This is a genomic window from Streptomyces sp. NPDC087844, assembly GCF_044742785.1.
Classification (GTDB): domain Bacteria; phylum Actinomycetota; class Actinomycetes; order Streptomycetales; family Streptomycetaceae; genus Streptomyces.
Genome location: NZ_JBIUVD010000020.1, coordinates 43,005 through 58,450, shown reverse-complemented (window position 1 = coordinate 58,450; position 15,446 = coordinate 43,005). Strand labels below are relative to the sequence as shown.

11 protein-coding genes and 2 pseudogenes are annotated in these 15,446 nt (G+C 69.5%); 5 read left to right on the top strand and 8 right to left on the bottom strand.

The features are described 5' to 3' along the window. Positions 1–231: 231 nt before the first annotated feature. Positions 232–2,472, top strand: a complete 2,241-nt coding sequence (locus ACIOKD_RS31255) for a bifunctional glycosyltransferase 87/phosphatase PAP2 family protein (RefSeq protein ID WP_402090643.1) — start codon at positions 232–234, stop codon at positions 2,470–2,472. Here ACIOKD_RS31255 and ACIOKD_RS31250 read toward each other — a convergent pair. Beyond that, positions 2,426–4,012 carry a hypothetical protein gene (locus ACIOKD_RS31250; protein WP_402090641.1) on the bottom strand — a complete coding sequence of 529 codons (1,587 nt, stop codon included), beginning with the start codon at positions 4,010–4,012 and terminating at the stop codon, positions 2,426–2,428. The genes ACIOKD_RS31255 and ACIOKD_RS31250 overlap by 47 nt on opposite strands. A 197-nt stretch (positions 4,013–4,209) precedes the next feature. Beyond that, complete coding sequence (locus ACIOKD_RS31245; RefSeq protein WP_402090639.1) at positions 4,210–5,454, bottom strand: cytochrome P450; 1,245 nt, start codon at positions 5,452–5,454, stop codon at positions 4,210–4,212. Between the two features lie 356 nt (positions 5,455–5,810). Here ACIOKD_RS31245 and ACIOKD_RS31240 point away from each other — a divergent pair, with 356 nt between their 5' ends. Next, entirely contained in the window at positions 5,811–6,980 is a 1,170-nt protein-coding gene (locus ACIOKD_RS31240; protein WP_402090637.1) for a steroid 3-ketoacyl-CoA thiolase, read from the top strand. 57 nt (positions 6,981–7,037) lie between these two features. Here the strand turns inward: ACIOKD_RS31240 and ACIOKD_RS31235 are convergent, their stop codons facing one another. The 3 genes from ACIOKD_RS31235 to ACIOKD_RS31225 form a co-directional block, all read right to left on the bottom strand. Further along, a complete protein-coding gene (locus ACIOKD_RS31235) occupies positions 7,038–10,208 on the bottom strand; it encodes an NACHT domain-containing protein (RefSeq protein ID WP_402090635.1) in 3,171 nt (1,056 codons plus the stop codon). Positions 10,209–10,267: 59 nt separating this feature from the next. After that, entirely contained in the window at positions 10,268–10,615 is a 348-nt protein-coding gene (locus ACIOKD_RS31230; RefSeq protein ID WP_402090633.1) for a trypco2 family protein, read from the bottom strand. A gap of 334 nt (positions 10,616–10,949) precedes the next feature. Then, on the bottom strand, positions 10,950–11,513 hold the full coding sequence (locus ACIOKD_RS31225; protein ID WP_402090631.1) for a hypothetical protein: 564 nt from the start codon (positions 11,511–11,513) through the stop codon (positions 10,950–10,952). On the opposite strand from ACIOKD_RS31225, the pseudogene ACIOKD_RS31220 reads away from it, so the two are divergent. Further along, positions 11,502–12,211: pseudogene (locus ACIOKD_RS31220) on the top strand (ISAzo13 family transposase); the annotation flags it as partial. The gene ACIOKD_RS31225 and the pseudogene ACIOKD_RS31220 sit on opposite strands and share 12 nt — an antisense overlap. On the opposite strand, the pseudogene ACIOKD_RS31215 reads toward ACIOKD_RS31220, so the two are convergent. After that, a pseudogene (locus ACIOKD_RS31215) lies at positions 12,211–12,579 on the bottom strand (transposase); the annotation flags it as partial. The pseudogenes ACIOKD_RS31220 and ACIOKD_RS31215 sit on opposite strands and share 1 nt — an antisense overlap. Before the next feature lie 209 nt (positions 12,580–12,788). Here ACIOKD_RS31215 and ACIOKD_RS31210 point away from each other — a divergent pair. Beyond that, positions 12,789–13,289, top strand: coding sequence for a pyridoxamine 5'-phosphate oxidase family protein (locus ACIOKD_RS31210; protein WP_402090629.1), 501 nt, complete (start codon positions 12,789–12,791; stop codon positions 13,287–13,289). Here ACIOKD_RS31210 and ACIOKD_RS31205 read toward each other — a convergent pair. Continuing rightward, positions 13,286–13,576 (bottom strand): hypothetical protein, encoded by a 291-nt coding sequence (locus tag ACIOKD_RS31205; RefSeq protein WP_402090627.1) that lies wholly within the window; start codon positions 13,574–13,576, stop codon positions 13,286–13,288. The two genes, ACIOKD_RS31210 and ACIOKD_RS31205, sit on opposite strands and share 4 nt — an antisense overlap. 136 nt (positions 13,577–13,712) lie before the next feature. Between ACIOKD_RS31205 and ACIOKD_RS31200 the strand changes: the two genes are divergently transcribed. Beyond that, complete coding sequence (locus ACIOKD_RS31200; RefSeq protein WP_402090625.1) at positions 13,713–14,888, top strand: PucR family transcriptional regulator; 1,176 nt, start codon at positions 13,713–13,715, stop codon at positions 14,886–14,888. A 93-nt stretch (positions 14,889–14,981) separates the two neighbouring features. On the opposite strand, the gene ACIOKD_RS31195 is transcribed toward ACIOKD_RS31200, so the two are convergent. Continuing rightward, positions 14,982–15,407 (bottom strand): transglycosylase SLT domain-containing protein, encoded by a 426-nt coding sequence (locus ACIOKD_RS31195; protein ID WP_402090623.1) that lies wholly within the window; start codon positions 15,405–15,407, stop codon positions 14,982–14,984. Positions 15,408–15,446 lie beyond the last annotated feature (39 nt).

Genomic DNA, 15,446 nt, shown 5'->3' with positions numbered 1-15,446 from the left:
TCCCGTCACGGCCTCGCGTGGCGGCGTGCCGTGGGCTCTCTTCAGCCTTACAACACCTCCATCGGGACAAAAGAATGGAGGACGTCAGGTGAAGAGGGGGTTGCCCGCGTCTCACATCGGGGGTGGTGCGAGCCTCTTAGAGTTCGAACAGGAAACAGACGCACGGGACCCCAGGGACTCATGGGGCTCATGGGGCGTAGAGGACGAACGGGGCGGGAGGGCCGACGGCACGTGGCAAATGTGGAGCACGGCGGACGACCAGGTGATCCCTTCGGGGCGACGGCGCCCGCGGCGGCCGGAGCGCGGCTGGGCATGGTCCGCGCGGGCCTGTGGCTGGTCGCCGCCGTACTGGCCGTCCGACAGGTCGCCGTCGTCCTGAGTACGCCTAGGGGCGAGCGCCTGACGGATCTGGAGACCTGGGTCGGACCCGACGGCGTGCTGCATGTGAACGGTTCGCTGTACGACTCGACGCGCTTCACGGGCACACCCTTCGGCGGGCTCGTCCTCAAACCCCTCACCAAGGCGGCCGAGCAGGCCCTCGGCTGGGGCTGGACCTTCGGCACGCTGCTGCTGGTGGTCGCCCTCGGACTGCTCGCCGCCCGCGCCCTCCCCCACCCCGTGAGCCGCCGTACGGCCCTGCTGGCAGCGCCCGTCGCGATCAGCCTGCTGATGCTGTCGCTGCCCGTGCGCAACACCCTGTATCTCGGCCAGACCAGCATCATCCCGGTCCTGCTGGTGCTCCTCGGCTGCTTCGCGGTGCGCGGGGAACGGGCGAGCGGGGTACTGATCGGCCTCGCCGCGGCCCTGCAGCCCACCGTCCTGCTGTTCGCGCCGCTCCTGTGGTTCACCGGCCGCCGCAGGGCCGCCGTCTCCTCCGCGCTCACCTTCGCCGCGCTCACCGCGCTCGCGTGGGCGGCGATGCCGCACGACTCGTACACGTACTGGGTGCATCATCTGGCCGGGGCCGGGCTCGGGCGGCCCGCCGACGATCTCGCCAACCAGTCGCTGCACGGGGCGCTGCTGCGCCTCGGTGTCGAGGGGCCACTGGAGATCGGGCTCTTCCTGGCGCTCGGCACCGCCGTCGCCGTGCTCGGCCTGCGCCGCGCCGTGCGCTACGCCCGCGACGGGCAGCTGCTGCTCGCCGTCGCGGTCACCGGCTGCGTCGCCGTCGCCGTCGCGCCGACCACCTGGCAGCACCAGCTGCTGTGGGTGCTGCTCGCGCTGGTCGGCCGCGTCGGCAAGAAGGCGGGCGACCGTTACGTGTGGCCGGTCGCCGTCATCCTGGTCATGACCCTGCCGGCCAAGATGATGCTGCCGAACATGGCGTCCCTCTACCCGCTGCGCGACAACGTCGTGCTGCTCGCCGCCCTCGCCGCCGCGACCGTGGTTCCGTTCCTGTCCCGTACGTCGGAGTACTACCGGTCGCCCGTCCCGACCGAGTACGCGCGGCCGGTGCCCACCCGGTGGAAGCGCGTCCCCCTGCTGCCGTTCCTGCGCCGGGTCCTCACCCGGCCGAACCTGCTCCTCGAACTGCTGCTGATCCGCGTCGGCTACTCCGCGTACCAGCAGGTCAGGCTCGCGGCGACCGGCGGTACCAACACCGGGGGCCGGGCCACCGCCGAACAGCACGGCGAACAGATCCACTCGATCGAGAAGTTCCTCTTCATCGACATCGAGCACTGGGTCAACCACACGGTCGTGCGGATCGGCTGGCTGGAGGACTTCTTCAACTTCTACTACACGTCGTTCCACTTCGTGGTCCCGCTGACCGTGCTCGGCGTCCTGTACGCCCGTCGGCCCGCCGAGTACCGCTGGGCCCGCTCGGCGCTCGGCTTCGCCACGCTGTTCGCGCTCGTCGGCTTCTGGCTCTACCCGCTGGCCCCGCCGCGGCTGATGCCCGGCCTCGGCTTCATCGACACCGTGCACGGCGTACAGGACTTCTCCCAGCCGGACTACGGCACGCTGACCGCGCTCACCAACCAGTACGCGGCGATGCCCTCGCTGCACTTCGGCTGGTCGCTGTGGTGCGGGCTCGTCATCGCGATCATCGCCCCCAGGTGGTGGATGAAGGCCCTCGGGCTGCTGCACCCGCTGTTCACGGTCTCCGCGATCGTGGCGACCGGCAACCACTGGGTGCTGGACGCGGTGGGCGGCGCGGCCGTCGTCGGCGCCGGCTTCGGGCTTACCTACTTGCTCCAGGGACCCAGGCCCCGCTCGCTCGCACTCACGAAAGCGTCCGAAGGAGCCTCGGAGGAGGCCGGGAGGGCCGGGAAAGCCGGGAGGGCCGAGAGAGCCGAGAGAGCCGGGGAAGCTCAGAGGGTCGAGGAAGCTGAGACCGGTGAGACCGGTGAGACCGGTGAGATCAGTGCGGCCGGTGAGACCGATGGAGCCCGTGCGGCCGGTGAGACCCGTGCGGCCGGTGAGGTCAGCACCGCGGGGCCGGGCCCGGCGAAGGGCCGTACCCCGAGCTGATCCGGTACTCGCCCGGCTCGGTCACCGTCAGCCGCGTGAACTCGCCCTCCTTTTCGAGGCAGCCCCCCTCCGCGTGCAGCCACGGCGAGAACGCGACCCGCACGGTCACCGGGCCGGGGCGCGGGACCCGCACCACGACCGCCGCGCTGTCGGCCCGTACGACCGAGGCGGGCGCCGACACCAGCGGTACGGCTCCCCGCACCCGGTAGACCCGCCAGTTCGCGTCCCGCCACACCGGCTCCAGCCACGGCGTGCCGTTCCTGACCAGGCGCGCCTCGTCCTCCGCGAAGCCGTCCGGTTTCCCCGAGGGCAGTACCACGAAGCCGACGGCCCACCGGTCGAGCCAGGCCCGGTAGGTCCTCTCCGAGAACGTCCCGTCGTAGAAGAGCCGGCCGCGCTCCATGTCCAGCTGCCGGTTCCAGCCGCGCGCCAGGTTCACGTGCGGGGCCAGCGCGGTGGCCTCGCGGTGGTTGCGGGCCGGGACCACCTCGACGCGCGTACGGTCCGCGCCGAGCCGGTCCAGGGCCTCCACGACGCTGGTGGTGTCGTGGGCCCAGGCGGGCACCACGGTCGACACCTCCAGATCGTCGACGGTCTTCTTGCCGACCCAGCCCACGGAGAACACCAGCGCCATGGTCAGCGCGACGCGCCGTCTCGCCAGGGCGGGCCCCGACCTCGGTACCGCGAGCAGCGCGGCCAGCAGCGCCGCCGGGGCGAACAGCTCCGCCAGCCGTTCCACGTTCGTGCCGACCGGCGAGGGCACCAGGTACGTGAGGACCGTCCCCGCCGCGTACACGAGCGCGCCCCGGCGCAGCACCCGCCAGCCGCGCGGGGCCAGCGTCAGCACGACGAGAGCGAGCAGTACCGGCGGCCAGATCCGGGCGGCGGGCATCAGTTGCTCGCCGGTGAACGGGAAGAGCAGGGTCGTCGCACCCACCACCAGGACCGGCGGTGCGATCAGCGCGGCGGCCCGCGCCCGGTCCCGTACGAGGGCGTGGCCGGCCCCCGCGACGACCAGGAACAGGCCCGCGACCGGGCTCGCCATGGTCGCGAGCGCCGCGTACGCCCACGCCGGCGGTAGACGCCGCTGCCGGGTCAGCAGCACACAGGCGGCGAGTCCGAGCGCGACGCCGAGCGCGAACGTCGTACGCCCCGACGCGACGTTGCACCACAGGGCGAGCGACGCGAGCAGCGCCGGGCCCAGGGGGCGGCCGATCCCCGTACGGACGAGGAGGGCCGCGGCCAGCCAGGCGGCCAGCAGCCCGGCCGCGACGGTGACCGTCCGCACGCCGACGGCGGCCATCAGATAGGGCGAGATCAGGCTGTAGTTGGCGGTGTGCATCCCGCCGTACCAGAACAGGCTGTACGCCGATCCGCCGTGCCGGGACGCGAAGTCGGCCCAGGCCTCCTGGGCGGCCAGATCGCCGCCGCCGGTGGCCAGGAACAGCCACCAGACCACGTACAGCGGGACGGTCGGAACGGTGGCTAGGAGCGGCACGCGGTGCCGTGTCCATACCGGCCCCCACATCGACCCCCACATCGGCCCCCAAACCGGTCGGAGGTCCCGCTTCCGGGCGGTCCGCGCGCCCTCCTGTCTGACGGGGGACAGTTCGGCTGGGACCACGGCTCGGCGTTTCCGTTCGAAGTCTTCGAAGGTGTGGGTTGGCTGTGCCACCTGTGAAGACGCGTAACGGGGCAAAAACGTTCACCGGCCGGAGGAATCCTCCGGCCGATCCCTCAGTCGACGCCGATCCGCAGTTCCTTCACGCCGTTGATCCAGGCCGAGCGCAGTCGGCGCGGGTCGCCGACCAGGCGCACCCCGGGCATCGCGTCGGCGATCGCGTTGAAGATGAGGTCGATCTCCAGCGTGGCCAGGGATTTGCCGAGGCAGAAGTGCGGGCCGCCGCCCCCGAAGCCGAGGTGCGGGTTCGGGTCCCGGTCGATGTCGAAGATTTCCGGCGTGTCGAAGACCTCCGGGTCGTTGTTGGCGGACGAGTAGAAGAGGCCGACGCGGTCGCCCTTCCTGATCTGCTTGCCGCCCAGTTCGGTGTCCTGGGTGGCGGTGCGCTGGAAGGCGACGATGGGCGTGGCCCAGCGGACGATCTCCTCCGCGGCGGTCGCCGGGCGCTCCCGCTTGTAGAGGTCCCACTGGTCGGGGTGGGTGAGGAAGGCGTGCATGCCGTGCGTGATGGCGTTACGGGTCGTCTCGTTGCCCGCGACGGCCAGCATCAGTACGAAGAAGCCGAACTCGTCGGAGGCGAGGTTGCCCTCGTCCTCGGCGGCCACCAGCGTGGTGACGATGTCCTTGGCGGGGCACTGCTTGCGGTCGGCCGACATGTTCATCGCGTAGGCGAGGATCTCGGTGGCGGCCTCCTGGCCGATCTCCTCGGTGATCGCGTACTCCGGGTCGTCGTACGCGATCATCTTGTTGGACCAGTCGAAGATCTTGGCGCGGTCGTCCTGCGGGATGCCGATGAGTTCCGCGATCGCCTGGAGGGGCAGCTCGCTGGCGACCTCGGTGACGAAGTCGAAGGAGCCGCCGGGGCCGGCGTTCGCGAGGGCGGTCTCGACGATCCGGCCGGCGCGGTGGCGCAGGTTCTCCTCCAGGGCGCGGACGGCGCGCGGGGTGAAGCCGCGCTGGACGATCTGGCGGACCCGGGTGTGCTCGGGCGGGTCCATGTTGAGCAGGATCAGCCGCTGGGCGTCGATCGCGTCCCGCTCCATGTGCGGGCCGAAGCGGATGATCGCGGTGTTGAGGGTGGAGGAGAACAACTCCGGGTGCGTGGAGACGTACTTGACGTCGGAGTGCCGGGTGACGGCCCAGTAGCCCTCGTCCTGGAAGCCGGCGACATTGGCCGGCTGCGGGATCCAGCGGACCGGTTCGGCCTGACGCAGCTCGGCGAACTCCGGGAGGGGCACGCGGTGGTGCAGCAGATCGGGGTCGGTGAAATCGAACCCGTCGGGCAGCGCTGGACAGGGCATGGGCAACTCCAGGTCGTGCGACGGTCGGGTCACTCCAGGTCGTGCGACGGTCGTGTTCTGACGGTCCATCAGGCACCGGGAATTGCCGTGAAGGTAGTAACGGGTTCTACAAGAGGCAAGAGGCGCGGCACCCCGAATCCCGATGCGTGCTTCGTTCCCCCGCGGGCTGCTTCCGCGCTGGTGCCTGTCGCGGCACCAGGTCCGTGCAGATCGTGACTTCGGGAGCTGCACGACCCTTGCGGTGACGGACGCCGGGTCAGCAGACTGCACACAGAACTAGAACGCGTACTAGTTCAGCGTGGCGGGTGGGCCGGGACGCCCGCGCCGCGCGGGTGACCCGAGGAGAGGAACCTCCCATGGCCGCGGAACCCGTGATCGTCGAAGCCGTACGCACCCCCATCGGCAAGCGCGGTGGCGCGCTCGCCCATCTGCACCCCGCCTATCTGCTGGGCGAGACCTACCGTGAACTCCTCGGCCGTACGGGCATCCACGCGGACTGCGTCGAGCAGATCGTCGGCGGCACGGTGACACACGCCGGTGAGCAGTCCATGAACCCCGCCCGCACGGCCTGGCTGACGATGGGACTGCCGTACGAGACGGCGGCGACCACGGTCGACTGCCAGTGCGGTTCCTCGCAGCAGGCCTCGCACATGGTCGCCAACATGGTCGCGGCCGGAGTGATCGACGTCGGCATCTCGTGCGGCGTCGAGGCCATGTCGCGGGTGCCGCTGGGCTCCGGGTCCAAGCACGGACCGGGTAAGCCGTTCCCCGACGAGTCGAACGTGGACCTGCCGAACCAGTTCGAGGCGGCGGAGCGGATCGCGCGCCACCGCGGGCTGACGCGCGAGAAGGTGGACTCGCTGGGGCTCATCTCCCAGGAGCGCGCGGCCGTCGCGTGGTCCGAGGAACGCTTCAAGCGTGAGACGTTCGCCGTGCAGGTGCCCACGACGGAGGACGAGCAGCGCGCCGGGCAGGGCATGTGGCGGCTCGTCGACCGCGACGAGGGGCTGCGCGACACGTCCATGGAGGCCCTGGCGAAACTCAAGCCGGTGATGCCCACGGCCGTCCACACGGCCGGCAACTCCTCCCAGATCTCCGACGGCGCCGGCGCGATCATGTGGGCGTCGAAACGGATGGCACGGGCGCTGAAGCTGCGCCCCCGTGCCCGGATCGTCGCCCAGGCGCTGGTCGGCTCCGACCCGCACTTCCACCTCGACGGACCGATCGACGCGACGAAGGCCGTCCTGGGCAAGGCCGGGATGTCCCTGAAGGACATCGACATCGTCGAGATCAACGAGGCTTTCGCGTCGGTGGTGTTGAGCTGGACCCAGGTCTTCGAGCAGGACCTGGCGAAGGTGAACGTGAACGGCGGCGCGATCGCGCTCGGGCATCCGGTCGGGGCGACGGGGGTGCGGCTCATCGCCACGGCACTCCATGAACTGGAGCGCAGGGACAAGGAGTTCGCACTCATCGTGATGTGCGCGGGCGGGGCGTTGTCGACGGGGACGATCATTCAGCGGCTCTGAGCGGAAGGAGTCCGGACGGCGGCTGAACCCCACCGGCCCCCGGCTCGGAACACCCTCCTACACCTGGTCGAGGTTCCTGGACGGAGTGGCGACCGGTCTTGCTGATCGCTGATTGCTGAGCTGGAGCCGGTCGCCGAACCCTTCCGTGCCCAGGATGGCGGAGTGCTCCGGGAGCACGCCCCAGACGTAGAGCCCCAGGTCGGGCAGGTCCTGCAAGTCCGTCAGATCGAGTACCTCAGGACCACCGCCGTCCAGCCCCAGGTCCAGAGCCGTGAGGTGGGGAAAGGCCCGGCGCACTTGGCCGATGCGGGCGTGGTCCCGCAGGCCGCTGATCTTCAGGCTCCGCACACGAAGGTTCGGGTCCAGGGAGGCCAGGTCGTCGAGGGAACCGATTCTCAGCTCGATCCGGGTGAGCCGGGGCGCGCGGAGCGCGGCCCGGAGAATATCCGGCACGTTCCGGTTGCCCCAGAGGGTCAGTTGTTCCAGGGACGTCCAGGACTTCAGGTCGGGGAACACCTCGCCGTATTCCGCCCCCAGTACCAGTTCGCGAACGCCCGGATGCGGTGGGAGTACCGCAGAGCCCGAACTGAGCCTGAGGTACGACAGATTGAGGTCCCGCAGCGCAAGGAGGTCCGTGAGTGACTGACAGTCCCACACCTCAAGCCGTGTCAGACCCACGCGGCCGCGGAGGAAGTCGAGGTTTTGGATCAGATGGTTTCCGCGCAGCGCGAGCGAGGCCATGTCCACCGGTAGACAGGCGTCCAGTTCGGACTCCGGATGCGAACCGCTCACCGAAATGTCGGCGATGGACCCGAAGACGCTCAGCCGCTTGAGTCTCTCCCGCTGGTCGACGGCCAGATAGGGCACGTGTATACCCGCCAGCACCTCATTGGCGTACGCCTCCAGGGGATGGGCATCCCATACCCTGGCGAGTTCGCTGCGAACCTGCGGATCCGGATGCGTAGCGTACTTCCGAAGTTTCTGCCTCGCCTTGTCACTGCGCACGAGCGCGAGCAGCCGCACGGTGGACCGGGTCACCGAACTGTCAGGACCGTCCGGCTGTACTTCCACGGCCCAGTCGCCCAGCATCGCCATGTCCTCGACCTCCGTGTCCAGCGGCGGCATCAGCGCGCCCACACGAATCTTCAGCGCCCACGTCAGCCCGGAGCTGAGCTGCCGCAGGCTGACCGCACAGCGGGCCGCCAAGACGTGCAGTAAGCACCGCTGCTCCCGTCTCGTGGCCTCGTCTCCGAAAACGATCAGGCGCTCGATGAACCTCTCGGCGTCCCAGCGTGAGGCGTGGCCGACGCCGAGCACGATCACGTCCTGCCAGGCTTCGTCGACGGCGTGGTTCAGGAGTTCGGGGAGGTATCCGCTCTCGTGGAACTCCTTGGCCGCCAGGAAGTCCTGGAACGTACGGTGGATGAACTGGACCGCGCTGTCCGCACGTTCCTGGAGCAAGCCGCTGCGGTCGAGCAGGAAGCGGAGGATGCGGTCGGGGGTGCCCTGTTCCTGGACTTGCGGCATGTCCCGTACCGGCGCGACGAGTTGGTGGACGGCCTCGTCATGGGTCATCTGCTGCTGTCCGGTCCGCACCAGCCAGATGGCGAGCCGCTGGAGCAGCGCGTGCTGGTCGTCGGGTTCCAGCGTGATGTGATCGATGTGCCGGACGCCCCGCCCCACGTCACGCCCACCGAGGAGCATCGCGAGGGCGGCCCGGTACAGCGACCAGCGGGTGGTGGGCAGCAGTCCCCGGCGGCGGCGGTGCAGCGCGCAGATCACGGCACACAGCAAGGGGGTGCGGGCGAGGTCGCCGAGCGCGGGGTTCTGCTCCAGTTGGTGCAGTAGGTCCTCTTCGAGGAAGGTGAGGAGGTCCTGTTCTTCGCCGCCGCGACCGGTGTCGTAGAAGTGATCGCATTCGAGGCGGGCCGCATTGTGCCAGGCATGGACGAAGGCACGGATGTCCTCGTAGCTCATGGGCAGCAGCGTGAGCTCGGCGAAGTGGTCCCGTTCGAGCCACTGTTCGTCGACGGCGTTGGGGCGCACGGTCGCCACACAACGTGTACGGGGGTAACGGTCGAGGAGGTTCGAGAGCCAGCTCCGGGCCTCCTCCCGCTGTGGCGCCGACACCTCGTCCAGGCCGTCCACCAGGAGCAGTGCCCGGCCCGCCGTGAGTACCCGCGCGGCCCAGCCGTCGGGCGGGCCGCCTGTGATGGACCGGCTCGCGGAGAGGAGGTCCGCCACCGAGGGGAAACCGCCGCGTGTGTGCACTTCGCGCAGGGGGATCACGAACGGCACGAGCCCGTTCAGTTCGGTGAGCTGCTCGCCGAGGGTGCCGCTCGCGGCATGGGCCGCGAGCCACCACACGAGCGTCGTCTTTCCGGCCCCCGCCTCCCCCCGGAGCAGCACGCGGGGCCGCCCGGCCAGCAGATCCTCGATGCGCCGCGTGATGCCCCAGTCCGGTTCGGCCAACGACCTGTCCGCGTGCGTGTTGGATTCGGCCCGCAGACTCAGGTAAGCGGTGTCGAGGTCCCAGCGGGCCTCGCTCCGGCCGAGTTCCTCGATGCCGAAGATCTCCGTCTTGCGGTACTGGGAGCTGAGATCACTCGCGTACTGCGCCTCGAAGTGCTCGTCACGGGGGTGTACGTGAGTGATCTTCTCCCAGCGCAAGTGGTGAGAGAACGGCCCGCTGCTCACGTTGGCGGCGGACTTGATCGGCGTCCCTTCGACCCGGAGGTGGTCGCGGCCTTGCGGCACCTGGGTCACCACGCCGAGCAGCACAGGACCCGCGAAGACCGGAGCGCCCGACAGCCCGGCGAGAGGCGTGGTTCCATCCCCTCGTTCCTCGGCTGCCGACCCGTCCAGTGCGCAGACGAGGCCGCCTCTCCTCCGTCCGGCCATCGGCAGCACGGTCGCGCGGTACTGGTCGTACTCCAGGTCCTCACACCGGTCCCCATAGCGCTGGACCTCGGGGAAGCCGACGATCTGGCAGTGCGTCAGGGGGGAGTCGGTGGCGATCTCGCCGTACCGTAGAAGACCCAGAGGCGCGGCGCGCTCGGCACTGATGATGTCTCTCTCGGCGAGCATCACCGCCACGTCGTGTTCCTCGTCCGCCCAGCCGAGCTTGCACATCACCGGTTCGCCCGACAGGGGATGAACCACCTCGACGCGCCGGCTGTACGCCACCACGTGCCACGCGGTGAGCACCTGCCGCTGGTCGAGCAGCACCCCGCTACCCTGTCCCTCGCCCCACATCACAACGACGCGGTCCAGAACGCTCCCCCCGATCACCGCCCGTCCTCACCCCCGAATTTTCTTACGCTCCCCAGGTTCTCGTTCCGTACCTTCCACGGGCGCCCGGTCCGTGAGTCCAGCGCCCTGAGTGTGACCGCGACCCGATGGGTACGGGTACGGCTTCCGCCCGCGTCCACCCCCGCCTCGAAGACCCACGCCTTCACCTTGGCGCCACCCTGTTTCTGTTTCTGCAGCTCGACATTGAACTCCAACTCGATGTCGCCGACTTCGAAGGCCACGTCCTGCCCGGTCGCCCGGGACGCCGCGAGGATCAGCTGATCCCGGACGACCTGCACGGCGTCGGCCAACTCGATGCGGCTGTCGCTGTGTCCATCAGTCATGCGTCCCCCTTGACGGCATTTCGGCGATGCCACGCTAGCGTCGCGGCCGACGGCCCGTCAGGACTTCACCTGGAACGGGGCCGCCGGAGAAGAGTTCGCAGCCTTGTGCGAGACCCTTCAGGCGCGGGCCGAGGGAGCGTCGGTCGCTGGGATTAGTACTCCAGCAGGATTTCGCTGTGTGACCTGTGGGGTTTGGCTGGGCGGCTGGAGTGTAGCGGGCGGGGGCATGGTCAGGGACGGTCTTACGGAGGCCGCCCCTCGAACGTGCGACAGCGCCGCCGGTAGTGACAGCGACGAGCGACTGCCTGGCGTCGTCGGCGCCAGTTCGACCAGTTCACCGCGTGGTGTCTGCCTCGGCGTCCACGCAGGTGAGGGGGTGGGGGACGACAAGCTGCCAGGAGTCGCCGAACCTCCGCCACTGTGAGCGCGATGGCCCCGGCTCTCTCACCGGTTGCGCCCCCTTTTCGTCGGCTTGGTGGGCTGTGACCGCCTCCAAGGGGGTGTAGGCGAGGTAGTAGGCGATTTCGTCGGGGCGGGAGATGCTGCGGCGGGCCAGCGCCCACCGCATCCGGTGCGGGACTTCACCCTGGTAGTCGAACTCGGCAACGGCCGGCAGCCGCACTGCCTCCCAGTGGTAGGCGCGAGGTCCCTTCGCGCCGTCGCCGCAGGAGAGCTTCTCCCACGCCTCGGCCGGGGCCTGCGCAAACAGGCCGTCGATGCGGGGACAGCCCACGGTGAACTGGGACTTGGGGACGGCCAGCACATAGCCGACGCCGGACTGCTCCAGCAGCCGGCGGAAGCGACTTTCCTGCCCGTAGGCGCAATCCGCGGTGACCCAGGTGATGGGCAGCGGCGAGGCGAGGGCCCGCAGCACCACGCGCCGGCCCAGATAGAACACCGGATGTTCTGTCACATCACCGCGAACTGGCGAGGGCGGCCGCTGACCAGCTACCAGGTCGTCCTTGAGACCATCACTGCCACAACAACCAAGACAGGGCTGGCCATTGGGGCCGAACTGGACACAGGCAGCTACGGCCTCGGCATCAGCATTACGCCGGCGGAGTTCCATGCCCTTGCGATCAGACCCAACGCCTTCCACGGCGACTGGAACTACACACTGGATCCCGTTCCACCGCGAGCGCCAGACGCGCCGGCAACGACACACCGGACCGCCCCGGCCCTGACCGCGAAGCTCATAGATCCGGCCCTGACCGGCATGTCACGAACCGCCTTCGAGCATCTGGTGAATGTCTCGGAGCCCTTCTGGGACGCCTTGGCCGAGGCAGCATTCCAGCGACGCTTCCACCGCCCGCGCGGCTACCGCCATCCGCAGACAAGCAGTGTCGATCACACCCACCGGCTCCTGGCAGCCATCCTGCGCCGCCGCAGAGTGGTGACCATGACGTTCCTGGCCCAACTATTGGGCGTCAACCGCACCAACCTGTCCATCCAGTACCAGGACGCAAAACGGCTCCTGGACCTGCACCGGATCCTGATCACGCCGATACCCGGATCGCCCGCCCGCACGCTGGAACAACTACACGCCCGAACAACCCCTGCGGAACTCCATCGCTGACAGTTATTGAAATGCGGGCCCCGGCGGTGCCGGAATATTGGCGCTGGACCCCGGCGGAAGCTGTGCCCTTCTTGATGAAGCCGGTGTCGTCGATGAGCAGGACACCGTCGTCCTCGCCGAGCCTGCCGGCGACGTATTGCTGCAGGTCATCACGAATGTCGTCGGGCTCCCGCTTCGCGCCGGCCAGCAAGTGCTGCAGGCCGTCGGGAGTGGCGTGGCCTGCCTGCTCGGCCAGCTGCCAGCTGTTCTTCCGGGCGACCGGGGCCAGCAGCCCGCGTACGTAGTCACGCATGCGACGCCGGAGCTCCACCCGGCCGAAACGATGGCCGATGCTGATGAAAAGGTCGTCGAGCTCCAGGTCCCATTGCGCGGCAGAACGCTCGGTCATCACGAGGAATCTGCCCTCGTCGCTGTCACTACTTGCGGCGTTGTCGCACGTTCGAGGGGCGGTCTCCGTGAGACTGTCCCTGACCATGCCCCGGCCCGCTACACTCCAGCCGCCCGGCCAAACCCACAGGTCAGACAGCGAAATCCTGCTGGAGTACTAGGTCTCATGCCTCATGCGGGCCGGTGAGTTGCTGGCTAGGTTCGACAACCATGCGGATCACGGGAACGGAACGTCGCGGGACGCCGGAGCGCAGGCGCGACACGCTGGAACGCCTCGGTAGGGAGCGGGACGTCTGGGTGTCGACAGCTCATCCGGATCACGGGCCGCACCAGGTGCCCCTGTGGTTCCTGTGGGACGGACGAGCGGTCTGGATGTGCACCGGTGCGACCTCCGTGACCGCACGGAACGTCCGTGCGGAGCCGCGCGTGCGCCTGGCGCTGCCGGACACCTTCGATGTGGTGCTTCTCCAGGGCGAGGCGGAGTGCTTCCCCGACCAGCAGGTGCCCCCGGACGCGGCGGAGGCGTTCGCCGGCAAGTTCGGCTGGGACCCGCGTGCCGAGGAGGGGGCCTTTCTGTACGTACGCGTGGTGCCGAAGACCGTGCGCGCCTGGCGCGGCGAGCCGGAGCTGCGCGGCAGGGTCATCATGCGCGACGGGAAGTGGCTGGGTCACCCCCGCCAGAGCGAGGATGACCCGCCGATCAGCCGCTAGCCGCTAGCCGCCAGTTGCCAGGTGCGAGGCGGTGAGGTGTTGGTGATCGGGAGCGACTGGCTCGCGCCGGACACGTACGTGCCCCTCGTGGCCGTGCGCAGCGTGCACGTGTCGTCGTAGTCGCGGACCCGCACGGACGGTACGAAGAAGCCGTCGTCCTCGGTGGTCGTCTTCGCCCGGTACCGGCTCTCCCGGTAGGTCTGCAGGAAGACCTCGGTGTCCCCGGGCTCGACCCCCTTGGGGAGAGTGACCCTGCCCTGGACGACGAGGACGTCGCCCGCCCTCACCTTTTCACCTGGACGCAATCCAACAGGCGTGTTCCCGCGAATGCTCAGAGGTGGCAGCGAGGCGCATCGCTGACATGGGCATGACCTGCTGCTGGACGTCACGGCAGGACCTACGGGAGCCTACGGAGGAGCGATCGTGCGGGATATCTTCGACATCCTGGAGAGCCAGGTCACGCAGAACGCCAAGAACGCCGTCGACATGTACGCGAAGGAACTCCCCGAATACCAGCGGGCGCAGAGTGAGCCGCGACTCTACGACGCGATCATGGAATTCGCGGTCTCCATCCGGCGCCGCACCATCTCCCTCGCCCGGGAGGGAGATCCGCTTTCGGCCGAGGATCTCTCCTTCATCTCGTCGATCGGACAGGACCGTGGGGCGAAGGGGTTCTCCGAATCCTCCCAGCAGTACGCCCTCACGCTGCACACCAGCTCCATGCTGCGGGAGATCAGCGAGGCGCCCGCCACGCACGACATGGACGGTCTGCTGCGCATGGTCACCTGGTTCTCCGCGCAGGCCGGGACAGCTCGTGGCGCCTATGTGCTCGGATTCGAGAAGGGGCGCTCCCGTGCGCTGTCGGCGGTGGCGCGGGTCCAGTCGTGCGCGAGGATGCTGCTGGCCGACGATCCCGCCGCCCCCGACGTCACCCGGAACCTGGGCCTGCCCACTCCTGGCCGCTACGCCGTCACCGTGCTGCGGTTCCCGGCGTCATGCTCCCTTCCGGACAGCGGGGCGCGTGCCGCGCTGCTCGAACCGTTCCTCCCGGCCCATCGGGTGCCCATGCTCTGGCGGCGGCCGGAGGAGTTCGTCGCGCTGGTCCCGGCCGATGACACGGACCAGGCCGCGGTGGACGGGCGCGTCCTCTCCCTCGCCCAGGACTTCTCGGCTGCCGTCGGACTGCCGTGCGCCGTCGGCACGGCCACCGGAGCGGTCTCCGCGCTGGCCGAGACCGCGCAGACGGCCAGGCTGGTCAGCAGGGCCGCGCCCGTCACGAGTCCCCCCGACCGCGCCTGCACGGCCGCCGACGTCTTCGTCGAGATGGGTCTTGTGCAACTGCCCCAGCTCGACGACTGGTTACGTGACCTCACAAGACGCCTGGCGGAGGGACCCGATCTGGTGGCGACGCTGGACGCCTACTACCGCGCCGACATGAACCGGCTGCGGGCTTCCACCGCGCTGCACGTCCACCCCCGCACCCTGGACTACCGGCTGAGCCGGGTACGGGCTCTGACCGGCGTGGACCCCGGCTCCACCAGGGGTGTCCGCCTCCTCAGTACCGCCGTCACCCGGGTGCGGGCCGGCGCCTGGGGCTGAGCGTGGCGCGCAGTGCCGCGCGGCGCATGGCGACGGCGGCGGCCCGGGGATCGGGGCCGCCGCCTTCGCGTACGGGGGGTGGTGCGGGTCGGCTCAGTACCAGCCGTTCGCCTGCCAGAAGCTCCAGGCGCCGACCGGGCTGCCGTAGCGGGAGTTCATGTAGTCGAGGCCCCACTTGATCTGGGTCTTCGCGTTCGTCTTCCAGTCGGAGCCCGCGGAGGACATCTTCGAGCCGGGCAGTGCCTGGACCAGGCCGTAGGCGCCGGAGGAGGAGTTCGTGGCGTCGACGTCCCAGCCGCTCTCGTGCTCGACGATCTTCGAGAACGCCTTGTACTGGGCGTCGTCGTGGATCATCTTCTGCGCGATCGTCCTGGCCGACGCGGAGGAGGCCACCGTGGGGGCCGCGGCCTGGGCGGGGCCCGCCGCGAGGACCATGCCGGCGGTGGCGGCTGCCACGGCGGCGCCGGTGAGGGCCTTCTTCGGGGTGGCGACGAGACGGATGCGGGTGGAGAAGGACACGGAGAACCTTTTCTTCGGGGACGGGGCGGTCGCTCGTAC